Origin of the sequence: Shimia sp. R9_1, assembly GCF_017743775.1 — a bacterium.
Taxonomy (GTDB): domain Bacteria; phylum Pseudomonadota; class Alphaproteobacteria; order Rhodobacterales; family Rhodobacteraceae; genus Shimia.
Genome location: NZ_JAGHRN010000005.1, coordinates 17,278 through 37,172, shown reverse-complemented (window position 1 = coordinate 37,172; position 19,895 = coordinate 17,278). Strand labels below are relative to the sequence as shown.

General features: G+C 58.7%; 21 protein-coding genes and 1 pseudogene. 17 read left to right on the top strand and 5 right to left on the bottom strand.

The genetic code is table 11. The features are described 5' to 3' along the window. Positions 1-18: 18 nt before the first annotated feature. Genes J7399_RS15535 through comE form a run of 3 tightly spaced genes read left to right on the top strand, consistent with a single transcriptional unit; the run spans position 19 to position 2,016 of the window. Positions 19-936 carry a hydroxyacid dehydrogenase gene (locus J7399_RS15535; protein ID WP_209087380.1) on the top strand — a complete coding sequence of 306 codons (918 nt, stop codon included), beginning with the start codon at positions 19-21 and terminating at the stop codon, positions 934-936. Between the two features lie 22 nt (positions 937-958). After that, on the top strand, positions 959-1,465 hold the full coding sequence (comD, locus tag J7399_RS15530; RefSeq protein WP_247738941.1) for a sulfopyruvate decarboxylase subunit alpha: 507 nt from the start codon (positions 959-961) through the stop codon (positions 1,463-1,465). After that, complete coding sequence (comE, locus tag J7399_RS15525; protein ID WP_209087378.1) at positions 1,462-2,016, top strand: sulfopyruvate decarboxylase subunit beta; 555 nt, start codon at positions 1,462-1,464, stop codon at positions 2,014-2,016. The genes comD and comE overlap by 4 nt, the downstream gene beginning before the upstream one ends. Positions 2,017-2,080: 64 nt before the next feature. Here comE and J7399_RS15520 read toward each other — a convergent pair whose 3' ends face one another. After that, complete coding sequence (locus tag J7399_RS15520; RefSeq protein WP_209087376.1) at positions 2,081-2,662, bottom strand: hypothetical protein; 582 nt, start codon at positions 2,660-2,662, stop codon at positions 2,081-2,083. 138 nt (positions 2,663-2,800) lie between these two features. Here J7399_RS15520 and J7399_RS20995 point away from each other — a divergent pair. Beyond that, positions 2,801-2,911 (top strand): annotated as a pseudogene (locus J7399_RS20995) (sulfopyruvate decarboxylase subunit beta); the annotation flags it as partial. Positions 2,912-3,105: 194 nt separating this feature from the next. Continuing rightward, entirely contained in the window at positions 3,106-4,686 is a 1,581-nt protein-coding gene (locus J7399_RS15515) for an ABC transporter substrate-binding protein (protein WP_209080726.1), read from the top strand. A 77-nt stretch (positions 4,687-4,763) separates the two neighbouring features. Here J7399_RS15515 and J7399_RS15510 read toward each other — a convergent pair whose 3' ends face one another. Next, complete coding sequence (locus J7399_RS15510) at positions 4,764-6,947, bottom strand: thiamine pyrophosphate-dependent enzyme (RefSeq protein WP_209087374.1); 2,184 nt, start codon at positions 6,945-6,947, stop codon at positions 4,764-4,766. Between the two features lie 283 nt (positions 6,948-7,230). On the opposite strand from J7399_RS15510, the gene J7399_RS15505 reads away from it, so the two are divergent. The 4 genes from J7399_RS15505 to nusG all read left to right on the top strand — a co-directional run bounded on the left by J7399_RS15505 (position 7,231) and on the right by nusG (position 9,660). After that, the gene (locus tag J7399_RS15505; protein ID WP_209087372.1) at positions 7,231-7,734 is read left to right on the top strand and encodes a hypothetical protein; all 504 of its coding nucleotides are present in this window, start codon (positions 7,231-7,233) and stop codon (positions 7,732-7,734) included. Between the two features lie 177 nt (positions 7,735-7,911). Then, positions 7,912-8,637, top strand: a complete 726-nt coding sequence (locus J7399_RS15500) for a hypothetical protein (RefSeq protein WP_209087370.1) — start codon at positions 7,912-7,914, stop codon at positions 8,635-8,637. Between the two features lie 98 nt (positions 8,638-8,735). Then, positions 8,736-8,933: a preprotein translocase subunit SecE gene (secE, locus tag J7399_RS15495; RefSeq protein ID WP_209065879.1), complete on the top strand. Its 198-nt coding sequence runs from the start codon at positions 8,736-8,738 to the stop codon at positions 8,931-8,933. Between the two features lie 193 nt (positions 8,934-9,126). After that, entirely contained in the window at positions 9,127-9,660 is a 534-nt protein-coding gene (gene nusG / locus J7399_RS15490) for a transcription termination/antitermination protein NusG (RefSeq protein ID WP_209065880.1), read from the top strand. A gap of 255 nt (positions 9,661-9,915) precedes the next feature. Here the strand turns inward: nusG and rpiB are convergent, their stop codons facing one another. After that, complete coding sequence (rpiB, locus tag J7399_RS15485) at positions 9,916-10,356, bottom strand: ribose 5-phosphate isomerase B (protein WP_209080740.1); 441 nt, start codon at positions 10,354-10,356, stop codon at positions 9,916-9,918. A 314-nt stretch (positions 10,357-10,670) separates the two neighbouring features. Between rpiB and J7399_RS15480 the strand changes: the two genes are divergently transcribed. The 5 genes from J7399_RS15480 (at position 10,671) to J7399_RS15460 (ending at position 15,250) form a co-directional block, all read left to right on the top strand. Continuing rightward, positions 10,671-11,153, top strand: a complete 483-nt coding sequence (locus J7399_RS15480; RefSeq protein WP_209087369.1) for a hypothetical protein — start codon at positions 10,671-10,673, stop codon at positions 11,151-11,153. Positions 11,154-11,403: 250 nt separating this feature from the next. Continuing rightward, positions 11,404-11,829, top strand: a complete 426-nt coding sequence (rplK, locus tag J7399_RS15475; RefSeq protein ID WP_058239823.1) for a 50S ribosomal protein L11 — start codon at positions 11,404-11,406, stop codon at positions 11,827-11,829. Then, on the top strand, positions 11,829-12,527 hold the full coding sequence (gene rplA, locus J7399_RS15470; protein WP_209065883.1) for a 50S ribosomal protein L1: 699 nt from the start codon (positions 11,829-11,831) through the stop codon (positions 12,525-12,527). The genes rplK and rplA overlap by 1 nt, the downstream gene beginning before the upstream one ends. A 132-nt stretch (positions 12,528-12,659) precedes the next feature. Then, a complete protein-coding gene (locus tag J7399_RS15465; RefSeq protein WP_209087367.1) occupies positions 12,660-13,925 on the top strand; it encodes a glycosyltransferase in 1,266 nt (421 codons plus the stop codon). A 113-nt stretch (positions 13,926-14,038) separates the two neighbouring features. Beyond that, positions 14,039-15,250, top strand: coding sequence for a tetratricopeptide repeat protein (locus J7399_RS15460; protein ID WP_209087365.1), 1,212 nt, complete (start codon positions 14,039-14,041; stop codon positions 15,248-15,250). A 4-nt stretch (positions 15,251-15,254) separates the two neighbouring features. On the opposite strand, the gene J7399_RS15455 is transcribed toward J7399_RS15460, so the two are convergent. Continuing rightward, positions 15,255-15,905: a hypothetical protein gene (locus J7399_RS15455; protein WP_209087363.1), complete on the bottom strand. Its 651-nt coding sequence runs from the start codon at positions 15,903-15,905 to the stop codon at positions 15,255-15,257. Between the two features lie 162 nt (positions 15,906-16,067). Here J7399_RS15455 and J7399_RS15450 point away from each other — a divergent pair, with 162 nt between their 5' ends. Then, positions 16,068-16,301, top strand: coding sequence for a hypothetical protein (locus tag J7399_RS15450; RefSeq protein WP_209087361.1), 234 nt, complete (start codon positions 16,068-16,070; stop codon positions 16,299-16,301). Between the two features lie 81 nt (positions 16,302-16,382). Here J7399_RS15450 and J7399_RS15445 read toward each other — a convergent pair whose 3' ends face one another. Next, entirely contained in the window at positions 16,383-17,957 is a 1,575-nt protein-coding gene (locus J7399_RS15445) for an arylsulfatase (RefSeq protein ID WP_209087359.1), read from the bottom strand. Positions 17,958-18,109: 152 nt separating this feature from the next. Here J7399_RS15445 and J7399_RS15440 point away from each other — a divergent pair, with 152 nt between their 5' ends. Together J7399_RS15440 and rplJ are read left to right on the top strand one after the other, a co-directional pair. Then, the gene (locus tag J7399_RS15440; RefSeq protein WP_209087357.1) at positions 18,110-19,012 is read left to right on the top strand and encodes a LysR family transcriptional regulator; all 903 of its coding nucleotides are present in this window, start codon (positions 18,110-18,112) and stop codon (positions 19,010-19,012) included. 304 nt (positions 19,013-19,316) lie between these two features. Further along, positions 19,317-19,835, top strand: coding sequence for a 50S ribosomal protein L10 (rplJ, locus tag J7399_RS15435; RefSeq protein WP_058239829.1), 519 nt, complete (start codon positions 19,317-19,319; stop codon positions 19,833-19,835). Positions 19,836-19,895 lie beyond the last annotated feature (60 nt).

Genomic DNA, 19,895 nt, shown 5'->3' with positions numbered 1-19,895 from the left:
CTGGGAAGGAGGCCTCTGATGATTTTGATCACGGAGTTCATGGATGACACGGCGGTGGGGCGGCTCAAAGCGGCCCACGCCACCACCTATGCGCCAGAGCTGGCCGATGCGCAGGGCGATATTCCAGCGCAGATGGCCGGGGTGCAGGCGCTTATCGTGCGCAACCGCACGCAGGTCACCGCAGCGCTCTTGGAGGCCTCCCCCGATCTGAAATGTGTGGGCCGACTGGGTGTCGGGCTCGACAATATCGACGTGGCGGCCTGTGAGGCACGCGGCGTGGAGGTCATGCCCGCGCTGGGGGCCAACACGCTCTCAGTGGCGGAATATGTTGTGACCAATGCGCTGGTCCTGCTGCGCGATGCCTATCACGCCAAACATGCGATGCTGGCAGGCGACTGGCCGCGCGCGCAGTGTTCCGGCCGCGAGGCGGGCGGGCGTGTGCTCGGCCTGCTGGGCTTTGGCGCCAATGCGCAGGAAACCGGCCGTTTGGCGCGGGCCATGGGGATGACGCTGATTGCCTATGATCCGTTTTTGCCGACGGACCATCCGGCGTGGCAGCACGCGGAGCGTGGCGAGATCGCCGATGTGCTCACCAAGGCGGATGTGGTGAGCCTGCATGTGCCGCTCACCGATCGGACGCGCCATATGATGAACGCCGAAGCCTTTGCGCAGATGAAACCGGGCGCGGTGGTGATCAATGCGGCGCGTGGCGGCGTATTAGATGAGGCAGCGCTGGTGGCGGCCATGCTGTCTGGCCACATCGCAGGCGCGGCGCTGGATGTATTTGAGACGGAACCTCTGACCCAAGATGCGGCAGAGATTTTCAAAGGGGTCAGCAATCTGATCCTGACCCCGCATATCGCGGGGGTCACGCAGGACAGCAATGTGCGCGTGAGTGCGATGATTGCCGATCTGGTGCTTGACCGGTTGGCGTAGAGCTTGAGTTTAGGGAGGAACAATGGCCACACAAATGGATCAGCAGATCGTCAATGATCTGAAGGCGGCGGGGATCGACTATGTCACCTCGGTGCCGTGTAAACAGCTGGCGGGCGTGATTGAGGTGCTCGATGAGACCTCGGAGATCATGCACATGCCCTCCAACAAGGAAGACGAAGGCATGGGGCTTTGCGCCGGTGCCTATATGGGCGGCATGAAGCCCTGCATCGTGATGCAGAATACCGCGCTGGGCGTGGTGGTGAACACGCTGGCGACGCTCATCCAGTTCTATCAGATCCCGCTGCCGATGCTGATTTCCTATCGCGGGGAAGTGGGCGAGCCGGTGGCTTGTCAGGTGGAGATGGCGCTGCACACCAAGGCGATCCTGAACCAGCTGCACATCCCGACCTATCACTTCCACAAGCCTGAGGATGCCGCCGAGCTGCCGGGCATTCTGGAATATTGCCAGATGTCCTCCAAACCGGTTGCCATTCTTTGTGACGCATCTTTCTGGAGGGCTTCCGCATGATCCGTAATGACGTATTTCAGACGCTGAAACCGATCATCAGCGAGCATCTTGTGGTCTGTAATATCGGCGCACCGAGCCAGGAGCTGCATGCGATGGACGATCAACCGTCCAATTTCTACATGCTGGGCACCATGGGGCTGGCGTCGTCTATTGGTCTGGGGCTGGCAGCAGCGCAGGACAAGCCGGTGATCGCGATTGACGGGGATGGCTCTGTGCTCACAAACCTCGGCACGCTGGCGACCATTGGCAACAATGCGCAGGGCAACTTCACGCTGTTGATCATCGACAACGGCTCTTATGGCTCCACCGGGGATCAGCCGACCTATGCAGGCATGAACACCGATCTGGCGGCCGTGGCCCGTGCCTGCGGCGCGCAGAATGTGCAGACGGTCTCTGCCGAGGACACCGCCGAAGCGATGAAGGCGGCGATTGCCAGCGACGAGATGACCATCATCGTCTCCAAATGTGAGAGCGGCAATGTGAAGGTGCCGGTGATCAAGACCAATCCAATCGTGATCCGCGAGCGCTTTATGGAAGAGGTCCGGCGCTGAGCGACCTGTGAATGCAAGAAGCCGCCGCAAGAGAAATGCGGCGGCCTTTGGCGCAAAATGCGCGTTATTGGCTTGGAGCCTTTGACCATGGCGTGTCCAAATAGGTCAGATCAATGGGGGTGCGCAGTTGCGTGTTGATCCAAGCAAAAGATCTGTCGTCTTTCTTCAATGTGACCGAGGGAAGTGCCCCGCGCGCAAGGTCAAACGGATCGCCTGAAACCCGTTCGCGTATCTGTGCTGCAAAAATATACATCGGGCGGCACTTCCATGCGCCACCATGCTCTTTGGTCACAGGATTGTACGACTTTGAAGGGTACTTATAGCAGATTTCGACCTCGCTTACGTTGTCTCGGGTCTCCCAGAAAGAACGTACGGCGGCCTTGTTTCCCGGATACCAAAGGTAGGCGCGTCCGTCTGGAGCGTGGTACTCAATCTGTGTGCCATGATAGGGATCGAAGGTGCGAATGGTGCTCCCCGACAAGTAGTTTTGCGCGCTCTTAGCAGTGCCCATGTTTTGCTGCAGGTAGTAGAAGTACCTGCTGTTTTTGTTGTCAAAATACTTGTCATGCGCGCTGGTTGGCTGTTCCGTGCAGCCGGCCAGATACATGAAACCAAGTGCAAGGCTGAGAGCGAGAAAACGTTTCAAATCGGCAATCCCCTTTGCGCATCTGAATGCATTTGTGGCGAAGCTGGCAAATATAGGCATGGGTTGCAATGGTTGTCTGTTAATCTTGACATGGTTGCTTTGGTTGAATGCGATCAAGCGGGTTGTAGGCGGGGGGATAGGATGACGGTCATCGTCTCCAAATGTGAGAGCGGCAATGTGAAGGTGCCGGTGATCAGGACCAATCCGATCGTGATCCGCGAGCGCTTTATGGAAGAGGTCCGGCGCTGAGCGCTTGGTTGGCTGATTTACTGGCTGAATAGAAATTCACCGAAACCCGGAGAGGCGCCGATTTTGGCGCCTTTTTTCATTGGGTCGGGCCGATTTAGGTCCAGAATTGCTGAAATAAGAGGCGGTTGTGGCTTGATAATTCCCGCGTGGACGTGGATCATCGCGCCACCAACTTTATCAGGGGAGTGAAATTGATGAAGTTCAAAACAATGATGCTGGCGACCGCTGCGATGGTGGCGATGCCAATGCTGGCACAAGCTGAAACCCTGCGCTGGGCGCGTGCGGGTGATGCGCTGACACTTGACCCACACGCACAGAACGAAGGCCCAACCTCTGCGCTGGCACACCAGATCATGGAAACGCTGGTTATGCGCGACCATGCGGGTGCGATGGTGCCATCGCTGGCCACCGAATGGGGTCCGTCCGCGGACAATCCAAATGTGTGGGTGTTCAAGCTGCGCGAAGGTGTGACTTTCCATGACGGCGCGACCTTTGACAGCGAAGATGTAAAATTCTCGCTTGACCGCGCGATGACCGAAGACTCTGACTACAAAGAGCTGCTGGCCTCTGTGAAAGAAGTGCGTGCCACCGATGCCTATACGATTGAGATTGAGACCAACGGTCCCAACCCGATCATGGCCAACAACCTGACCAACATGTTCATCATGGACAAAGACTGGGCAGAGGCCAACAACGCGACCAAGGTGCAGGACTATGAAGGCGGCGAAGACACCTTTGCAGCCAAGAACGCCAACGGCACCGGCCCTTACAAGCTGGTCAGCCGCGAGCCTGACGTGAAAACCGTTCTGACGATCAACGAGAACTACTGGGGCAAAGATGAGTTCCCGCTTCAGGTGACAGAGATCATCTACACCCCGATCCAGAACGCAGCGACCCGTGTGGCGGCGCTTCTGTCCGGTGAGGTGGACTTCATTCAGGACGTGCCTGTGCAGGATCTGGGCCGCGTGGACAGCACCGCTGGTCTGGACGTGCGCACAGCCCCACAGAACCGCGTGATCTTCTTTGGTATGAACCAGGCGGCAGAAGACATCGTGAATGACGATGTGGACGGCATGAACCCGATGTCTGACGTGCGCGTGCGCAAGGCGATGTCTATGGCGATTGACCGCAACGCGATCATGAAGGTTGTGATGCGCGGCCAGTCCGCCCCTGCGGGCATGATTGCGCCGCCGTTTGTGAACGGCTGGAACGAAGCGATGGACAGCTCCTCCACCACCGACATCGAAGGCGCGAAGGCGCTGATGGCGGAAGCGGGTTATGCAGATGGCTTTGGCATCACGCTGAACTGCCCGAATGACCGCTATGTCAACGACGAGAAGATCTGTCAGGCGGCTGTGGGCATGCTCGCAAAAATTGGCGTGAAGGTGAACCTGGACGCGAAGCCCAAGGCACAGCACTTCCCGCTGCTGAGCAATCTGGAAACAGATTTCTACATGCTGGGCTGGGGTGTTCCGACCTATGACTCCGAGTATATCTTCAACTTCCTCGCCCACTCCAAAGGCGAAAAGTATGGCTCCTGGAACGCAACCCGCTTTGCGGATGCGGATCTTGATGCGAAGATCGAAGCGCTGGCCGGGGAAACCGATCTGGAGAAGCGCAACGGCATGATCAACGAGATCTGGCAGGTTGTGCAGGATCAGCAGCTTTATATCCCGATCCATCACCAGGTGCTGAACTGGGGCATGAAAGAGAACGTTGGCACCATCGTGGAGCCGGAAGATTCTCCGAAGTTCAAATACTTTGAAATGAACTAAGCCTGCGGGTTTAGGACAATAAGAAACCCCCGCAGTTTGCGCTGCGGGGGTTTTTCTTTTTTAGCTGTGATCGCCGTTTAAGACTTGGCCCAGAGCGCGCGGGCGGCCTCGGCAATGCTGTCGCGTGACGGCATGGTAGCGGCATAGGCCGGGCCGGTGGCGATAAAGCTGTCATGGGCGGCGATGCGGGCGTGGGGCAGGGTGGTTTGCTCCTGCAGCAGCGCCATCAGCGCCTCAGACTGGCTGCCGGTGGTGCGGCATTCATCCACCACCAAGACTTTCTCGGCCCCCTCAAGCGCGGCAAGGATGCCCTCGGCAGGCAGCGGCGCGAGCCAGCGCATGTCGATCACACGGGTCTGGATGCCCTCTTTGGCAAGGTCGGCGGCGGCCTGTGTGGAGAGATAACGCCCGTTGCCATAGGTCAAAATGGCCAGTGGGCCGTCACCCTCAACGCCAACTTCACCCAGAGCGATGGATTGATCTGGGGCGGGATAGGTGGCCATCCAGCCGTTGTCTTTGTCCTCCAGCAGGTCGCGCATCGGATAGAGCGCGATCGGCTCCACCATCACCACGACGCGGTTTTCCGCACGGGCCAGCCGCACACATTCGCGCATCATCTTGGCCGCATCATCGCCGCGTGAAGGGCAGGCGATGATGATGCCGGGGATGTCGCGCAGCACGGCCAGCGAGTTGTCATTGTGGAAGTGCCCGCCAAAGCCTTTCTGATAGCCAAGCCCAGCGATGCGCAGCACCATCGGGTTGGCGAATTGACCGTTTGAAAAGAACGGCAGCGTCGCCGCTTCGCCGCGCAGCTGGTCTTCGGCGTTGTGCAGATAGGCGAGGAACTGGATTTCCGGGATCGGGACAAAGCCGTTGTGCGCCATGCCGATGGCAAGCCCAAGGATGCTCTGCTCATCCAGCAGCGTGTCGATCATGCGATCCGCGCCAAAGCGGTCTTTGAGCTTTTGCGTGACGCCATAGACGCCGCCTTTGGTGCCGATGTCCTCGCCCATCATCACGATTTCGCCGTGTTCCAGCATCAGATCGGTGAGCGCCCAGTTGAGCAAGCGCGACATGGGCTGGAGTTTGTCCATCTGCTTGAGATCCGCGCCAAAGGCCTTTTCGCGGGCCTCCGGTGTGGGGCCGTTGCTGGCGGCAATCTCGCGGGCCGGTGGCACCAGCGATGCCATGACCTCGGCGGCATTTGAAAGACGCGGGGTTTTCACGGCCTTTTCCGCCAGTGCGGCGCAGCGGTCCTCGGCCTCCTGATAGACCGCAAGAGAGACCTCAGGCGTCTGCGCACCGGCCTCAGACAGCAGGCGCACGGAATGCAGCAGCGGATCATCCGCTTCCCAGGCCTCAAAGGTGGCTTTGGGCAGGTAGGCCTGCTGCATGTCAGAGCCGGCATGACCGTAAAGGCGCACAAGCGTCAGATGCAGAAAGGCCGGTTTGCGGTGTTTGCGCACATAGTCTGCGGCCTCTTGGGCGGCGCGGAAGGTGTCATAGATGTCGAGTCCGTTGGCAGTGAAGTACTTCAGGCCGGGTTTCTGGGCAAAATTGGCGTTGATCCAGCCGCCCGGCGTGCGGGTCGAGATGCCGATGCCATTGTCCTCGCAAACAAACAGCAGCGGCATGGGGGCGGATTGATAGGCCGTCCAGCAGGCGGTGTTGATCGCACCCTGCGCAGTGGAGTGGTTGGCGGAGGCATCGCCAAAGGAGCAGATGACGATGCTGTCATCAGCCAGTTGTTTGTGCTCGGGCGCGCGGCGTTTGGCGAGGCCGATGGAATAGGCGGCCCCCACGGCCTTGGGCAGGTGGGAGGCAATGGTGGAGGTCTGCGGCGGGATGTTGAGCGCCTTGGAGCCCAGCACCTTGTGACGCCCGCCGGAGATCGGATCCTCCATCGAGGTGCAGAAGCTCAGAAGCATGTCCCATGCTGCATCCACGCCTTCAACCTGTGTTGAGCGCATGGCCTGAAACGCGCCATCGCGGTAGTGCAGAAACGCCATGTCATCAGGGCGCAGAGCCGCAGCCACCGCTGCCATGCCCTCATGCCCCGAGGAGCCGATGGTGTAATACCCATTGCCCTCAGACTGCATTTTGCGCGAACGGCGGTCCAGATTGCGGCTGAGGCACTGCGCTGCAAAAATCTCGCGGGCGCGCGCGTCCTCCAGCGGTCCTGATGCGGCGGCCCCCTGCGGCAGGGCCCCTTTGGTCAGGCGCTCTCTGAAGGCCTGATCGACAATATCGGCACGGTCCATTTGCTCTCCCCGTAGTTGTTGGAGAATGCGTAGCACCGGGACTGTGCAAAGGCCAAGAGCCTCTGTTTGGGCAGGACGTACAGTCTTTTGTGCTCTGGCCGCGTGGGTTGCACTCAGAGCGGCAGTAGCGTGGTCAGAATTTCGCCTCAAAAGAACCCGATTTTGCCCCAATCGGCGTCCTCATCGAGACATCTTTACATTTCATTAATGATTGACGAGACGCCCAGCAGAAGTTGGGGCGCCGCAGTTTTTTGGGGGCGGCAGTACGAGGTGAAATAGACCTATGAGACATGGGTTTCGTTTGGGAGATTTTGATCCGGAGCAGCCGCAGGATGCGGTTTTCGGAGGCAAGGACAGCTTGGATGGACCGCCAAGCGATGACCGTCGTTTGATGCGTGAGGCCAAGCGCCGTATGGGGCGATTGTCCCTGCGCAAGAGCAAAACGCCAGAACTCTCGAATGTAGACCGTGCCATGCTGCGCAATGCCCCTGACCTTGTGTCGGCAGAAAAACGTGCCTTGGCGGAGCCGGAGATGGCCGATTGGCGCAGACGCTGGCCACGCCCGCGTCTCTTGGCGCTGATTGTGGTGATCACACTGGCGGCGGTGGTGCCTTCGGTGGCCATGCGTCTGATGATCTGGCTGGTGATCATGCTGCTTCTGACCGCAGTGCTTCTGGGGCCGGAACGTGCCCGGGATGCGGTGCAGGCGGTGGCGATTCACTTTGCCCATGTCTGGGGGCGGGAGATCGGCGTGCTGCGCAAGCTATTGGCACGCAGCGGCTCCTGAGCTTATATCCTAGCGGGAACGCCGCGCGGCGCTTGCATCTTCTGGGTGGTGCGACACCGGAGTTGCCACATTTTTTCCCAAATTTGACCGCATCAATGTCGTGATGGCCTTTGATTTTAGAGGGCTACCGCACCCTCTGTTTGGTGCACTGGTGATCTAGTAAAGCAGGGTAGAGAGATGAGTGAAGATCTGACACTTGCACGGCCCAAGAAACCGAATCAATTCGGCGAGGATATCATTCAGCCGGGCGAGCCCTACACAGACGCGACCTTGGACACTATCCGCGCCTTGTTGGCGGAATCAAATCCGGTGCCGGAAGCCAAACCCCTTTCTCCAAGCAACCCTTTTGCAGCCCGACCACAATACACCGGTGCAGGCTATGAGCCGCCCGTGCGTGCCGCGCCGCAGCCGTCCACGGAACGTGTGGCGCAGGTTGCAGCAGAGCCGCAATCAAGCGCACCGCAAGAGCCTGAGTCCATCTATCCGGACCCTTACATCGACAACCTTCAGCCCGTGAAACGCAGCTGGCGCAAGATCGAGGTGGTGGAGGGTCGCACCGGGCGCAGCCTGCGCCGCGTGGTCACCTCTCCGCGCATGATTTCCTTCATGTTTCTGTGCAGCGTGGTGATCTGGCAGCCCTGGTTCATTCCGATGCTGATCCTGAGTGTGATCTCTGCGGTGCTGCTGATTGGTGCACTGATTGGTCAGGACCGCATGGCGCGGATCGTGCTCTATATGCTGAAACGCTATGTCTGGGCCGATCAGTCCCGCGCGCGCTTTCTGCAACGGATTTTGCCGCGCCGCTGGCATGGCATTCTCAACCGCCCGGTGACCGAGGCCGATGCATGGGACGGGTTGGTAGATCCGAGCTTTGAAGCGCGGCTGGCGCGGATCAGAGGCTAAGCCCCAACCAATTGCCTGCGCATTGCCCCCGCTTGGGCCTTGAAATTGCCGCAAGCCCCAAGTATGTCAGCCTTTGATCAAGGCAAAGAAGAAGCGTCATGGCGAAAACCAATCCGATCACCTTTATTCAGCAAGTCCGCGCGGAAGTTTCCAAAGTGGTCTGGCCGACCCGTCGCGAAGTGCTGTTGACCACTGTGATGGTCTTCATCATGGCAGCGCTGACCGCGGCCTTCTTCTCGCTGGTGGACATTCTGATCCGCTCCGGCTTGCAAGGCATTCTGGCGCTTTTTGGCTAATCCCCACAGGCCTTCGCTCGCCGGTTGTCCCTTGAATTGAGCGGGCAAGGGCGGTAGGGACTGCTTCTACAAGATGCATGGCGTGTGGCGATTCGAGTTGCACGCCGATTTTTTGTTCCTGATAGTCTGATTTGAGACTTCGAACATAAACGACACTCCGGCCAGACGCCGGCAAGGACGGGAAGAACAACAGATGGCGAAACGGTGGTATTCGGTTAGCGTGCTTTCGAACTTCGAAAAGAAGGTCGCCGAAACAATTCGCACGTCGGTCGAAGAGCAGGGGCTTGAGGACCAGATTGACGAAGTGCTGGTGCCGACCGAAGAAGTGATCGAAGTGCGTCGCGGCAAGAAAGTGACCACCGAGCGCCGCTTTATGCCGGGCTACGTGCTGGTTCACATGGAAATGAGCGACCAGGGTTATCACCTGATCAACTCCATCAACCGCGTCACCGGCTTCTTGGGCCCACAAGGCCGCCCAATGCCAATGCGCGACGCGGAAGTTCAGGGCATCCTGGGCCGCGTTGAGGAAGGCGAAGCCGCACCGAAGCTGATGATCAGCTTTGAAGTGGGCGAGAAGGTCAAGGTCAACGACGGTCCGTTTGAAGACTTCGACGGTATGGTTGAGGAAGTGGACGAAGAGAACCAGCGCCTGAAGGTGACGGTCTCCATCTTCGGCCGTGAGACCCCGGTTGAGTTGGAATACACGCAGGTGACCAAGCAGATGTAAGCTGCGGCACTTTGCAGAGACAAAAAAGCCCCGCATCCGGTGATGCGGGGCTTTTTCTTTGTCTGGTGGTTGCCTGAGCCTAGGTCATCGTCCGACAAATCTGCAACGACTGTATCGAGGCACATAGGCCAGCCCGCGACCCTGGGTGGGGGTAAAGCCCCCTCCCATGGGGAGGGCCCGTAAAGATGGAGGGGGCTGGTCGGCTTCGCCTCCTGCGCGTCGGTGGAGACCGTGCGTTTCAGATCTGTTGAGCGATCAGGCTTCGATCATGTCCACGCGGGTGGCGTGGCGGCCGCCCTCAAACTCGGTAGAGAGGAAGGCATCCACGATTTCAAGCGCGAGGCCTTCGCCCACCACGCGTGCGCCAAGCGACAGCATGTTGGCATTGTTGTGCGCGCGGATCATCGCGGCGGAGAACGTGTCAGAGCAGACACCGCAGCGGATGCCTTTGACCTTATTGGCGGCCATCATGATGCCCTGGCCGGTGCCACACAGGATGATGCCGAGATCGGCCTCGCCAGCGACAACGCGCTCAGCGGCGGCCTGGCCGTGTTTGGGGTAGTGGGTGCTTTCGGTGGTGGTTGGGCCGATGTCGAGCACCTCATAGCCTTGGGCAGAGATGTGATCGGCCACCGCGCGGCGCAGATCAATGGCGGCGTGGTCGCTGGAAAGCACGATGCGTTTGTTGGATGTCATGAGGGAGCCTCAGAAGGTTGCGGAGGAGATAGAGTGCGGCGCGCTTGAAGCAGGTGAGGCGGAGTTTGTCAAATTTGAGCTGAATTGGGCTGGGGCGCACAGATCATAATTCCCTAGAGGTCGATGATCTTGGTTTTCTTGGCGTGCGAGGCCTGAAGCTGTTGATTATCCAGTTAGACTATGGTCCCTACCGCATTGAAAATGCCATGTTGACCGCCCATTTTTAAATAATGGAAAACAATCAGCGGCTACTTTTACATGTAGAAACCATATACGCGAAGCATCTTGAATTGTTCCGGCACTCGGATGACTTTGTGCAGCAGCGCACTACTCAATTTGCTACTACAAATACAATTCTCGTGGCAGCTTACGGTGTTCTTTTGGGGGTCGCCTACGAAGCAAGTCCGCTTGCAGCAAACTCTAAACTCTTACTGTCTCTGGCGATAATTTTGTCCGCAGTTGGGGTCTTTTATTCATACGTTTGGTACTGCTCTTATAAGCGCAGCGCCGCCTATAGAAAGATCCATCGAGACACGTTGAAAGAACTGGATAGCTATATTTTAGAGTTGCAGCCCGAGCTAAAGTTGCCTCGCCGAATTCTCATCGGCCCTTTTCAATTGCGCCATGATATTATGTACTTAGGTAAGTCTTATCCAATAGGCAGCGAAAGCGAAACTACACAGATCGGTCGGTTTGAAACAAAGAGAACGTTTTTCAATGTGGAGTCGATTCCTTTGTTTTCGCTTTTTCTCTGGCTATCGTTTTGCGGAATCGCGGTTTGGTTGATCCTCCGCTAAAGCTCTTTCAAAATGATGTCCCATTGAAGCTCTGGGAATAGAAGTCTTAGGCGGTAATCAGATACTCAGAGTCAGTCTCGCCTATTTATTTGAACCCCTTGCCAACACCCTAAAACAGGCGTAAACGCCGCCTCTATCGTCTTCGGGCGAGATTCTCTCGTGGGAGGTCTTGGGCATCGCGATGCACAGATCGGACCACGCAACACAAACCGGGCAGATCGCGTTCTGCCTATGTTGAAAGGAAAACCAAATGGCTAAGAAGCTTGCTGGTACAATGAAGCTGCAGGTTCCTGCAGGTCAAGCCAACCCGTCCCCGCCCGTAGGTCCGGCGCTGGGTCAGCGCGGCATCAACATCATGGAATTCTGTAAGGCGTTCAACGCCAAGACACAGGACATGGAGCCAGGTGCGCCTTGCCCAACCGTGATCACCTACTATCAGGACAAGTCCTTCACCATGGACATCAAGACGCCACCTGCGTCTTACTACCTGAAGAAGGCTGCCAAGCTGAAATCCGGTGCAAACCTGCCAGGTCGTGAGACCGTGGGTTCCGTGACCGCTGCCCAGGTGAAAGAAATCGCCGAAGCGAAAATGAAAGACCTGAACGCAAACGACATCGATGCTGCAATGCAGATCATCCTTGGTTCCGCGCGTTCCATGGGCATCGAGGTGAAGTAATGGCGAAACTTGGTAAGCGTACTGCTGCCGCGCGTGAAGCGTTCGCAGGCAAAGAGAACCTGAGCGTCGAAGAAGCTGTTGCACTGGTCAAAGGTGCGGCGACTGCAAAATTCGACGAGACCGTAGAAATCGCTGTTCAGCTGGGTGTTGACCCACGTCACGCAGACCAGATGGTCCGCGGCGTTGTTGGTCTGCCTAACGGCACCGGCAAAGACGTGCGTGTTGCAGTATTTGCACGCGGCGCAAAAGCTGAAGAAGCACAAGCAGCAGGTGCCGACATCGTTGGCGCAGAAGACCTGATGGAAACCGTTCAAGGCGGCACCATCGACTTCGACCGCTGCATCGCGACCCCTGACATGATGCCTGTTGTTGGCCGTCTGGGTAAAGTGCTTGGCCCACGTAACCTGATGCCAAACCCAAAAGTTGGCACCGTGACCATGGACGTTGCTGACGCTGTCAAAAACGCCAAGGGTGGCGAAGTTCAGTTCAAAGTGGAAAAAGCCGGTGTTGTACACGCAGGCGTTGGCAAAGTGTCTTTTGACGAAGGCAAGCTGGTTGAGAACGTGAAAGCCTTCATGGGCGCGGTTCTGAAAGCCAAGCCTGCTGGCGCGAAAGGTGCCTACGTGAAGAAAGTTGCTCTGTCCTCCACCATGGGCCCAGGCGTGACCATTTCCGTGGACGCCGCTGCTTCTGAGTAAGCGCAACACTTTGCAGAAGAATTTGAGGGCGTCCCGGTTGGGGCGCCCTTTTTCGTGGACAGGCGGCGCCCTGCAGGATGTATTGCGCAGCGAAGGTGGCGCCTCACCGAATGGTAACCCAAGCGGTGCATGATGAGGTCACATCAATGGAACGACAGCCTGAAGGTCGATGTGACAGAGAGCAACGCCGAAAGACTTCTGATTTATGCGCCCGTGCCGCTTTACCGGGCGGAGGGGCAGTTGTTTCTGGAGGATCAGGCGCGGGTTGGCTTGCGGCTTTGGGCGGATAATTTTGCCACTGTGGCCGCTATGATGCCAGTGATTGATGCGCCACCACCCGTGGGCTGGAGCGCCTATCAGTTTGGTGACCTTGATCGGGTGGCGCTGCATCCGCTGCCTGCGGCCTATTCCCTGGCAGGTTTTGCAAAGCATTACCCCGCCACGCGCCACAAGATCCGGTCGCTGATCAAAGAGGCGGATGTCCTGTCCTTTGCCATTGGCGGGCTCTTGGGGGACTGGGGCGCGGTGGCGTGTTTCACAGCCAAAAGCGCCGGGCGTCGCTTTGCGGTCTGGACCGATCGGGTGGAAAGCGAAGTGACCCGCCTGACCGCCACGCAAGGCCCGTTGCGGACCCGGCTGCGCAAGCGGCTGACGGCGGGGCCGATGTGGGCGCTTGAGAAAGCGGTGATCCGGCGCGCGGATCTGGGGCTGTTTCACGGGCGGGAGACCTTTGACACCTACGCACCTTTTAATCGCAATCCCCATGTGGTGCATGACATTCTGCTGGACCGCAGTTTTCAGATCGACACGACGTCTTTTCAGGCCAAGCAGAGCGCCCTGCAGCAGGGGCCGCTGCAGATCGTCTATGCTGGGCGCGCGGATGCCATGAAGGGGCCGCTGGAGTGGCTCAGCGTTTTGCAGGGGCTCCGCGACGCGGGGGTGGTGTTTCACGCCAGCTGGCTGGGCGACGGCCCCATGCTGGAAGAGATGCGGCGCGCGGTGGCCAAGGCGGGGCTTGAGGCGCAGGTCTCCCTGCCGGGCTTTGTGCAGGACCGCGAGGTGGTGATGGCCGCCTTGCGGCGTGCCCATATCTTCCTGTTTTGCCACAAAACCCCGGAAAGCCCGCGCTGTCTGATCGAGGCGCTGATGTCGGGCACGCCGATTGTCGGTTATGACGGCGCCTATCCGCGCGAGCTGGTGGCAGCCCATAGCGGCGGACGTTTTGTGCCGCGCGGAGACGTGCAGGCCCTGTCAGAAACGGTGAAGACCTTGGCGCAGCAGCCCGAGGCGCTTTTGTCCCTGCAGGGGAGTGCCCGGCAGGACGGGCAGGCCTTTGATCAGGACAGCGTGTTCCGCCACCGCAGCGCGATTTTGAAACAAGCCTTGGGCGGCGCGTGAACCTGCTATTGCCGCTTTCTTCTGGACATGTGCGTTTTCTCGCGATGTAGTTGAAACCATTAGAACAACCGGCGGGCAGCGCTGGTGGAAGTGACTTTTGGGGGAGCGGGATATTGAAACGCATTTTGACCGTGGCAGCCTTGTGGCTGGCCAGCGCGGAAGTGGCGGCTGCAGATTGTGCTGCGGCGCGCAGCATCTGGGGCGATGTGAAAGACAGCAGCTCGGCGCAGGTTTTTGAGGAATACCTCTCGGTTTTTGGGGATTGCGCGATCTATTCGGGATTGGCGCGCGAAAGGCTGGCGGTTTTGGGCAACGTCCCGCCATCGGCGCCAATCTCTGCACCGGAACCTGATCCGGAACCCGCGGTGGCCGACAATGACGAAGGGCAGCTCTCGGACTGGGAGGTGTTTGAAATCGAAAACGCCTGTATGCGTGCCGCCATCGCCCCCCTGCATGTCGAGGATTACATGGGCAGGGCCTGGGATGACATCGTCACCGAAGAAGCGCTTGCCGCCTGCGCTCCGGTGATGGATTTGGACGATCCGGATCCCGAGGCCATGGCGGCCTATGGCCGGGCGCTGATGAAGGCTGAGGACTATAAGGAGGCGGCGGATGTGAGCCTGGCCGCAGCCATGTTGGGCAGCGGGCTTGGGGCCAACAATCTGGGCGTGCTCTATGAAGACGGAAACGGCGTGCCGCAGGACTATGGTGACGCGCTGCTGTATTACACCATCGCCGCAGATTACGGTTCTCCCTTCGGGCACATAAACGTCGGGGACCTCTATCGGGACGGCAAAGGCGTTTCTGTGGACGCTGAGCTGGCGATTGAGGCTTACGAGGCGTCAGGCGCGTTGGGCTATGGGCCTGCCTTTGAGCGCATCGGCGACCTCTACCGGGACGGGGACATTGTGCCTCAAAGCAGCTCGAAGGCGATCTATGCCTACAGCTCGGCCCATGAACTGGGGGAATACGCCTGCGGTAACAAGATTGCCTATATCTATGAAACAGGTCAGGGAGATCAGCCGCAAAATGAAAGTGAAGCCTTCAGTTGGTATCTTGATGTGCTGCTGAAAGGTGTCACCGAGGAATGGGCGACCTACCGCGCGGGGCGCATGATGCTGGACGGGCGCGGCGTTGAGGCGGATGAGGAAAAGGCGCGAAACTGGTTTGCCCTTGGCGCGCATGGTGGCCATGCGCCGAGCCAGCGGGAGCTTGGCCGTCTGTTGCACCGTTGGGGTGAAATTGATGAGGCGGAGACCTGGCTGCGTCAGGCGGCGGATCAGAACGATGAGGACGCGCAGGCCTTGCTGGCGATCTGGTTCTGAGGCGTCAGCGCAAAGCGCGCCTGCGGCACAGCGGCTCTGAGCGGACCGCCTGCCTCTGCACAAATTTCAAATGGCCAAGCGCGGGTTTGAACGCCATGCGCCGGTCATCGCGCGCCATATAATCCAGAATCCGGTAGATGTTTATCGGCTGCTGTTTGATCAACGTCAGGAGACGCTCCTGCGCCTCTTCCGGCGGGTAGCTGTCGATCAGCACACAGGCGCTTTGGGTGGGCGTCAGGATGTAGAAATCCTGCGGCCTGCGTTTGGTGAAATGGGTGGCGTTGAACGGGGATTCGCCAAGCGCGCGGAACTTGGGCATGACCATCTGCATATCCGCCGTGGTGTGCGCGATGACATGGCCGGTGATCTGCTCAAACCCCAGCGGTTTCAGCTTCTGCATCACATGGCTGCGCATGGGCCCCGCCAAGGCATCAACGTCGGCGCGGTCATATCTGAGATCGTCAAACACTGAAATGATCTGCAAATCCCAGTCGACCACATAGAGATAGGGATCCTGATCGAGCACACGCAGGCTGTCTTTGAGCTTAGTAAGACTTGGGGCCGCAGTTGAGGCTTTCGCGCCGCTTGCGGGCCGGGCGGCGGGCGCTGACGCCAATGCGGAGGTGATCCGTCTGATAAAGCTGCGCGTGGTCATGGGTGTCGTTCTCCTGCTCAGAGGGTAGCACAGATCTCATACGGCGCGGGGCAGGGGGCGGCTCACTTTACCGGCAGGGCGCGCGGTTTTGCGTCATCCCTTGATCGCGCCGTTTCGTATGCGCATCTAAGAGATGAGAGAATTGCCTCAGGAGGGCCAGCCATGTTGCAGGAAAAGCGCAAAGATCTGGATGCGGAGAAGCTCAAGAAGTTGCTGCAACGGCTGGTCTCAGAGCTGAGCGGGCTTTATCCGGATCTTTATTATCAACCAACCAGCGAAGTCGCCGCCCTGATCCTGCGCCATGTGGCGGGGGAGGCGAAGCTCAACGCAGATGAGCACGCTCTGTTGAAACCTCTGAGCCAGCGCGATGTCGAGGTGCTGTTGAGCCTGCATTGAGCGGGTCAGACCTGACAGTCTCAGAGTGGCGGTGTGCCACAAAGATCCCGGAGGCAGAGTCGCCTGCCTCCGGTTTTGCATTTATTGAGACATGCCGCCTTCGGTGGCGATTTGCTCTTCGACGTGGTCCTGATTGGTCACGGCGACACCGCGTGGCGGGAAGTCCTCAAAGGTGGTCAGGTGCTTCTGGACCAGTTTTGCCGCAGGACCGAAGGCCCACATTTTGTTGCCCATCCAGCGGGTGTACATGCCGGATTCATCCGCCGCCTTCTCGTAGGGATCGCGCCGCAGGTTGAAGAGCAGTGGGGCGTTGAGCTCCTCTTTGGGGCCGGCCCAGCCTTGCGTCTGGACGGTGAAATGCGCTTTCCAGTCGCGGTAGCGCACCGCCTGAAGGTCTGGCCCCTCATAGTAGATGATCTCATCGCGGTTGCTGTCGCCTTGTCCGGTGATCAGGGGCATCTGGTTGTAGCCGTCCAGATGCACCTGATAGCCTTCGTGACCTTCCAGCAGACGCGCGGGCAGGTTGTCTGGGCCACCGGCTGCGGCAACAAGGGTTGGCATCCAGTCAAGACCGTCAAAGATGCCGTTGCTCACCGTGCCAGCGGGCACTTTGCCGGGCCAGCGGATGATCGCAGGTACGCGGAAACCACCTTCCCATGTGGTGCCTTTCTCGCCGTGAAACGGCGTTGTGCCCCCATCCGGCCAGGTCATGGTTTCGGGGCCATTGTCTGAAGTGAAGACAACAATGGTGTTGTCGGCAATGTTGAGCGTGTCCAGATGCGCCAGGACTTTGCCGACATTGTCGTCGAGCTCTTTCATCACCACATCCTGCAGGCCGCGCCCGTCGCCGAGCATGGCCTCATATTCCGGGCTGAGATGGGTCCAGACGTGGGCACGTGCGGGGGCCATCCAGACAAAGAAAGGCGTTTCGCTGTCCACGGCGCGATTGATGAAATCCAGCGTATGGGCGGTGACCTCGTCATCAAGCGTTTTCTGGCGTTCGGGCGGGGCCGGGCCATCATCCACGATGCGCTGTTTGCCCACGAGGCCCCAGCGCGGATCGACGGTGTCATCCGCGGTCTCGGTGGCATAGGCGTGGATGATATTGCGCGGACCAAAAGTGTCGTTAAAGGTCTGATCCTTTGGCCAATCCGGGTCAGACGTATATTCCATCGCGTTCAGGTGATAGAGCCAGCCCCAGTACTCATCAAAGCCTTTCACCGTTGGCAGGAACTTGTTCATGTCGCCAAGGTGGTTTTTGCCAAACTGCCCGGTGGTGTATTCCAGCGCCTTGAGCATGTTTGCCAGGGTCGGGTCGTTTTCATTCAGGCCTTTTTCAGGATCGCCCGGCAGACCCACCGTATGCATGCCTGTGCGCACCGGCAGCTGACCGGTAATGAAGGCTGAGCGCCCGGCAGTACAGCTGGGCTGGGCGTAGTAGTCTGTCAGGCGCAGGCCGTCAGCAGCCAGCTGATCCAGATTGGGGGTCTGGATGCTTTTGACACCCTGATGGTAGCTGCCGAGGCTGGCCCAGCCCACGTCATCGGCCATGATCACCAGAATGTTGGGTGGGGGCGTTTCTGCCCAGATCGGGCTGGCGTAGAGCGTGGCCGCAGCCACGGCGCTGGCCGCCGCGAGAGACTTCAGTTGGTGCATTTTAGACCTCACACTGGTTAGACATCACGTAAAGCGTGTATCGTCGATGGTGTTTCTGCATAGCGATCAAGCATTTGATGCCGCAACGGGGCTTTACCCAGATTTCAGATTGTGAAACCTAGAGGTTGAAAACTGAAAGCAGGTGCGCCCGTATGATCCCCGAAAACGCATTGACCGCTTTTCTCGCTTTGGCTGAGAAGGGCAGTTTTCAGGGCGCGGCGCGAGAGATGGGCGTGTCAAACGCCTCTTTGTCCCGCTACATCAATCAGGCCGAACAGCACGTCGGGACACCGCTGTTTCACCGCAGTCGCAACAGCAGCACGCTGACACGTGCGGGGCAGGAGTTTCTGCCGATTGCAGAAGGCTTGCGTCAGGATCTCAACCGCTATGCCACCCATGTGGCCAAGCTGCGCGACAGAGGGCCGGGGGTGTTGCACATCGGCTGTGGCCCGCTGACCACCAGAACCTTGATACAGCCCGCGATCCGCGCGGTGCGCGCCGTTCTGCCTGATTTGCGGTTTAGGGTTCTGGTAAGCGCCTATGGCCGGCCCCTGGATTTATTGCAGGCCGGGCAGTTTGACATTTTCCTCGGGGATCTGACCTACACGCCGGAAGCGGACAATGTGGAAATCATGGTGATGCAGAAACGGGCGATCCAGTTTATGGCTCACCGTGATCACGCCATTCACGACGGTGGCCCGCGCACACTGGCCGAGGTGTTTGCTTATCCGTTTGCCTCACCTTACTTGCACAAGCATTGGCGCAGCACGCTGACAAAAGCTCTGGGCGGAGATGTGCAGGCGGAGGCAACAGTGCGCGCGCTGCCGCAGATCGAAAGTGACGACTATCATCTGCTGACCGGGCTGCTCAGTGAGCCTGAGTATATTGTTGGCGGGGTGGCGGAGAGCTTTTCAGAGATCATGCCAACCGGTCAGGCAAAACCTGTGTCGATGGCGCAGGAGATTTCGTGGAACATCTGCGCGGCACGGAAGGTGGAGAACACCTCCTTGGGGCTGGAGGCTTTCTGGGAGGCTTTGGCCGCACACAAGATCTAAGCGCAATGGCGCGCTCCTAACTTTCCTGTGGACAAACCCGCGCGCCCCTTCTAAAAGCCCGCTTGCCCACCTTGGGGTGTCGCGTCAGCGATTCTTCTGAGGTGGCCTGTCCAAGACGGAGGGTTCCGGCAGCCGCCTGAATAATTCCTTCCCGAGATGGGGTAAGAGACAAGAATTCTAAGAAGGCCCTTTCCGGGCGCTTCGGCGATCTTGGTTCCCAACCCTTTGTTTGGACCTAAACGCATGCCGCTTTGCGGTGTGCAAAACTGAGCCGGGGTGCAAGCCCCATATTTGGAGTAAAACTGTGGATAGAGCACAAAAAGAGAAGGTGGTCGAGGAACTCGGCCAGATCTTTGAAAGCTCTGGCGTTGTAGTGGTTGCCCACTACGCGGGTCTCACGGTTGCTGACATGCAAGACCTGCGCGCACGTGCGCGTGACGCGGGTGGTGCAGTACGTGTCGCCAAGAACAGGCTCGCCAAGATCGCCCTGGAAGGCAAACCATGCGAGAGCATGGGTGACCTTCTGTCGGGTATGACCGTTCTGACCTATTCCGAGGACCCTGTGGCAGCCGCCAAAGTGGCCGAGGACTTCGCCAAGACGAACAAGAAGTTCGAAATCCTTGGCGGTGCAATGGGCGAGAACGCTCTGGACCGTGCCGGTGTTGAAGCCGTGTCGAAAATGCCTTCCCGCGACGAGCTTATCGCTCAGATCGCTGGCATGCTCGGCGCACCTGCTTCCAGCATCGCCGGTGCAATTGGCGCACCTGCTTCGAACATCGCATCCATCCTGTCTACCATCGAGGAAAAGGCAGAGGCTGCGTAAGCAACTTTTTGAACCGCGTAGGGTGAATGCCCAACGTTGGAACACATATCTGATAACGGA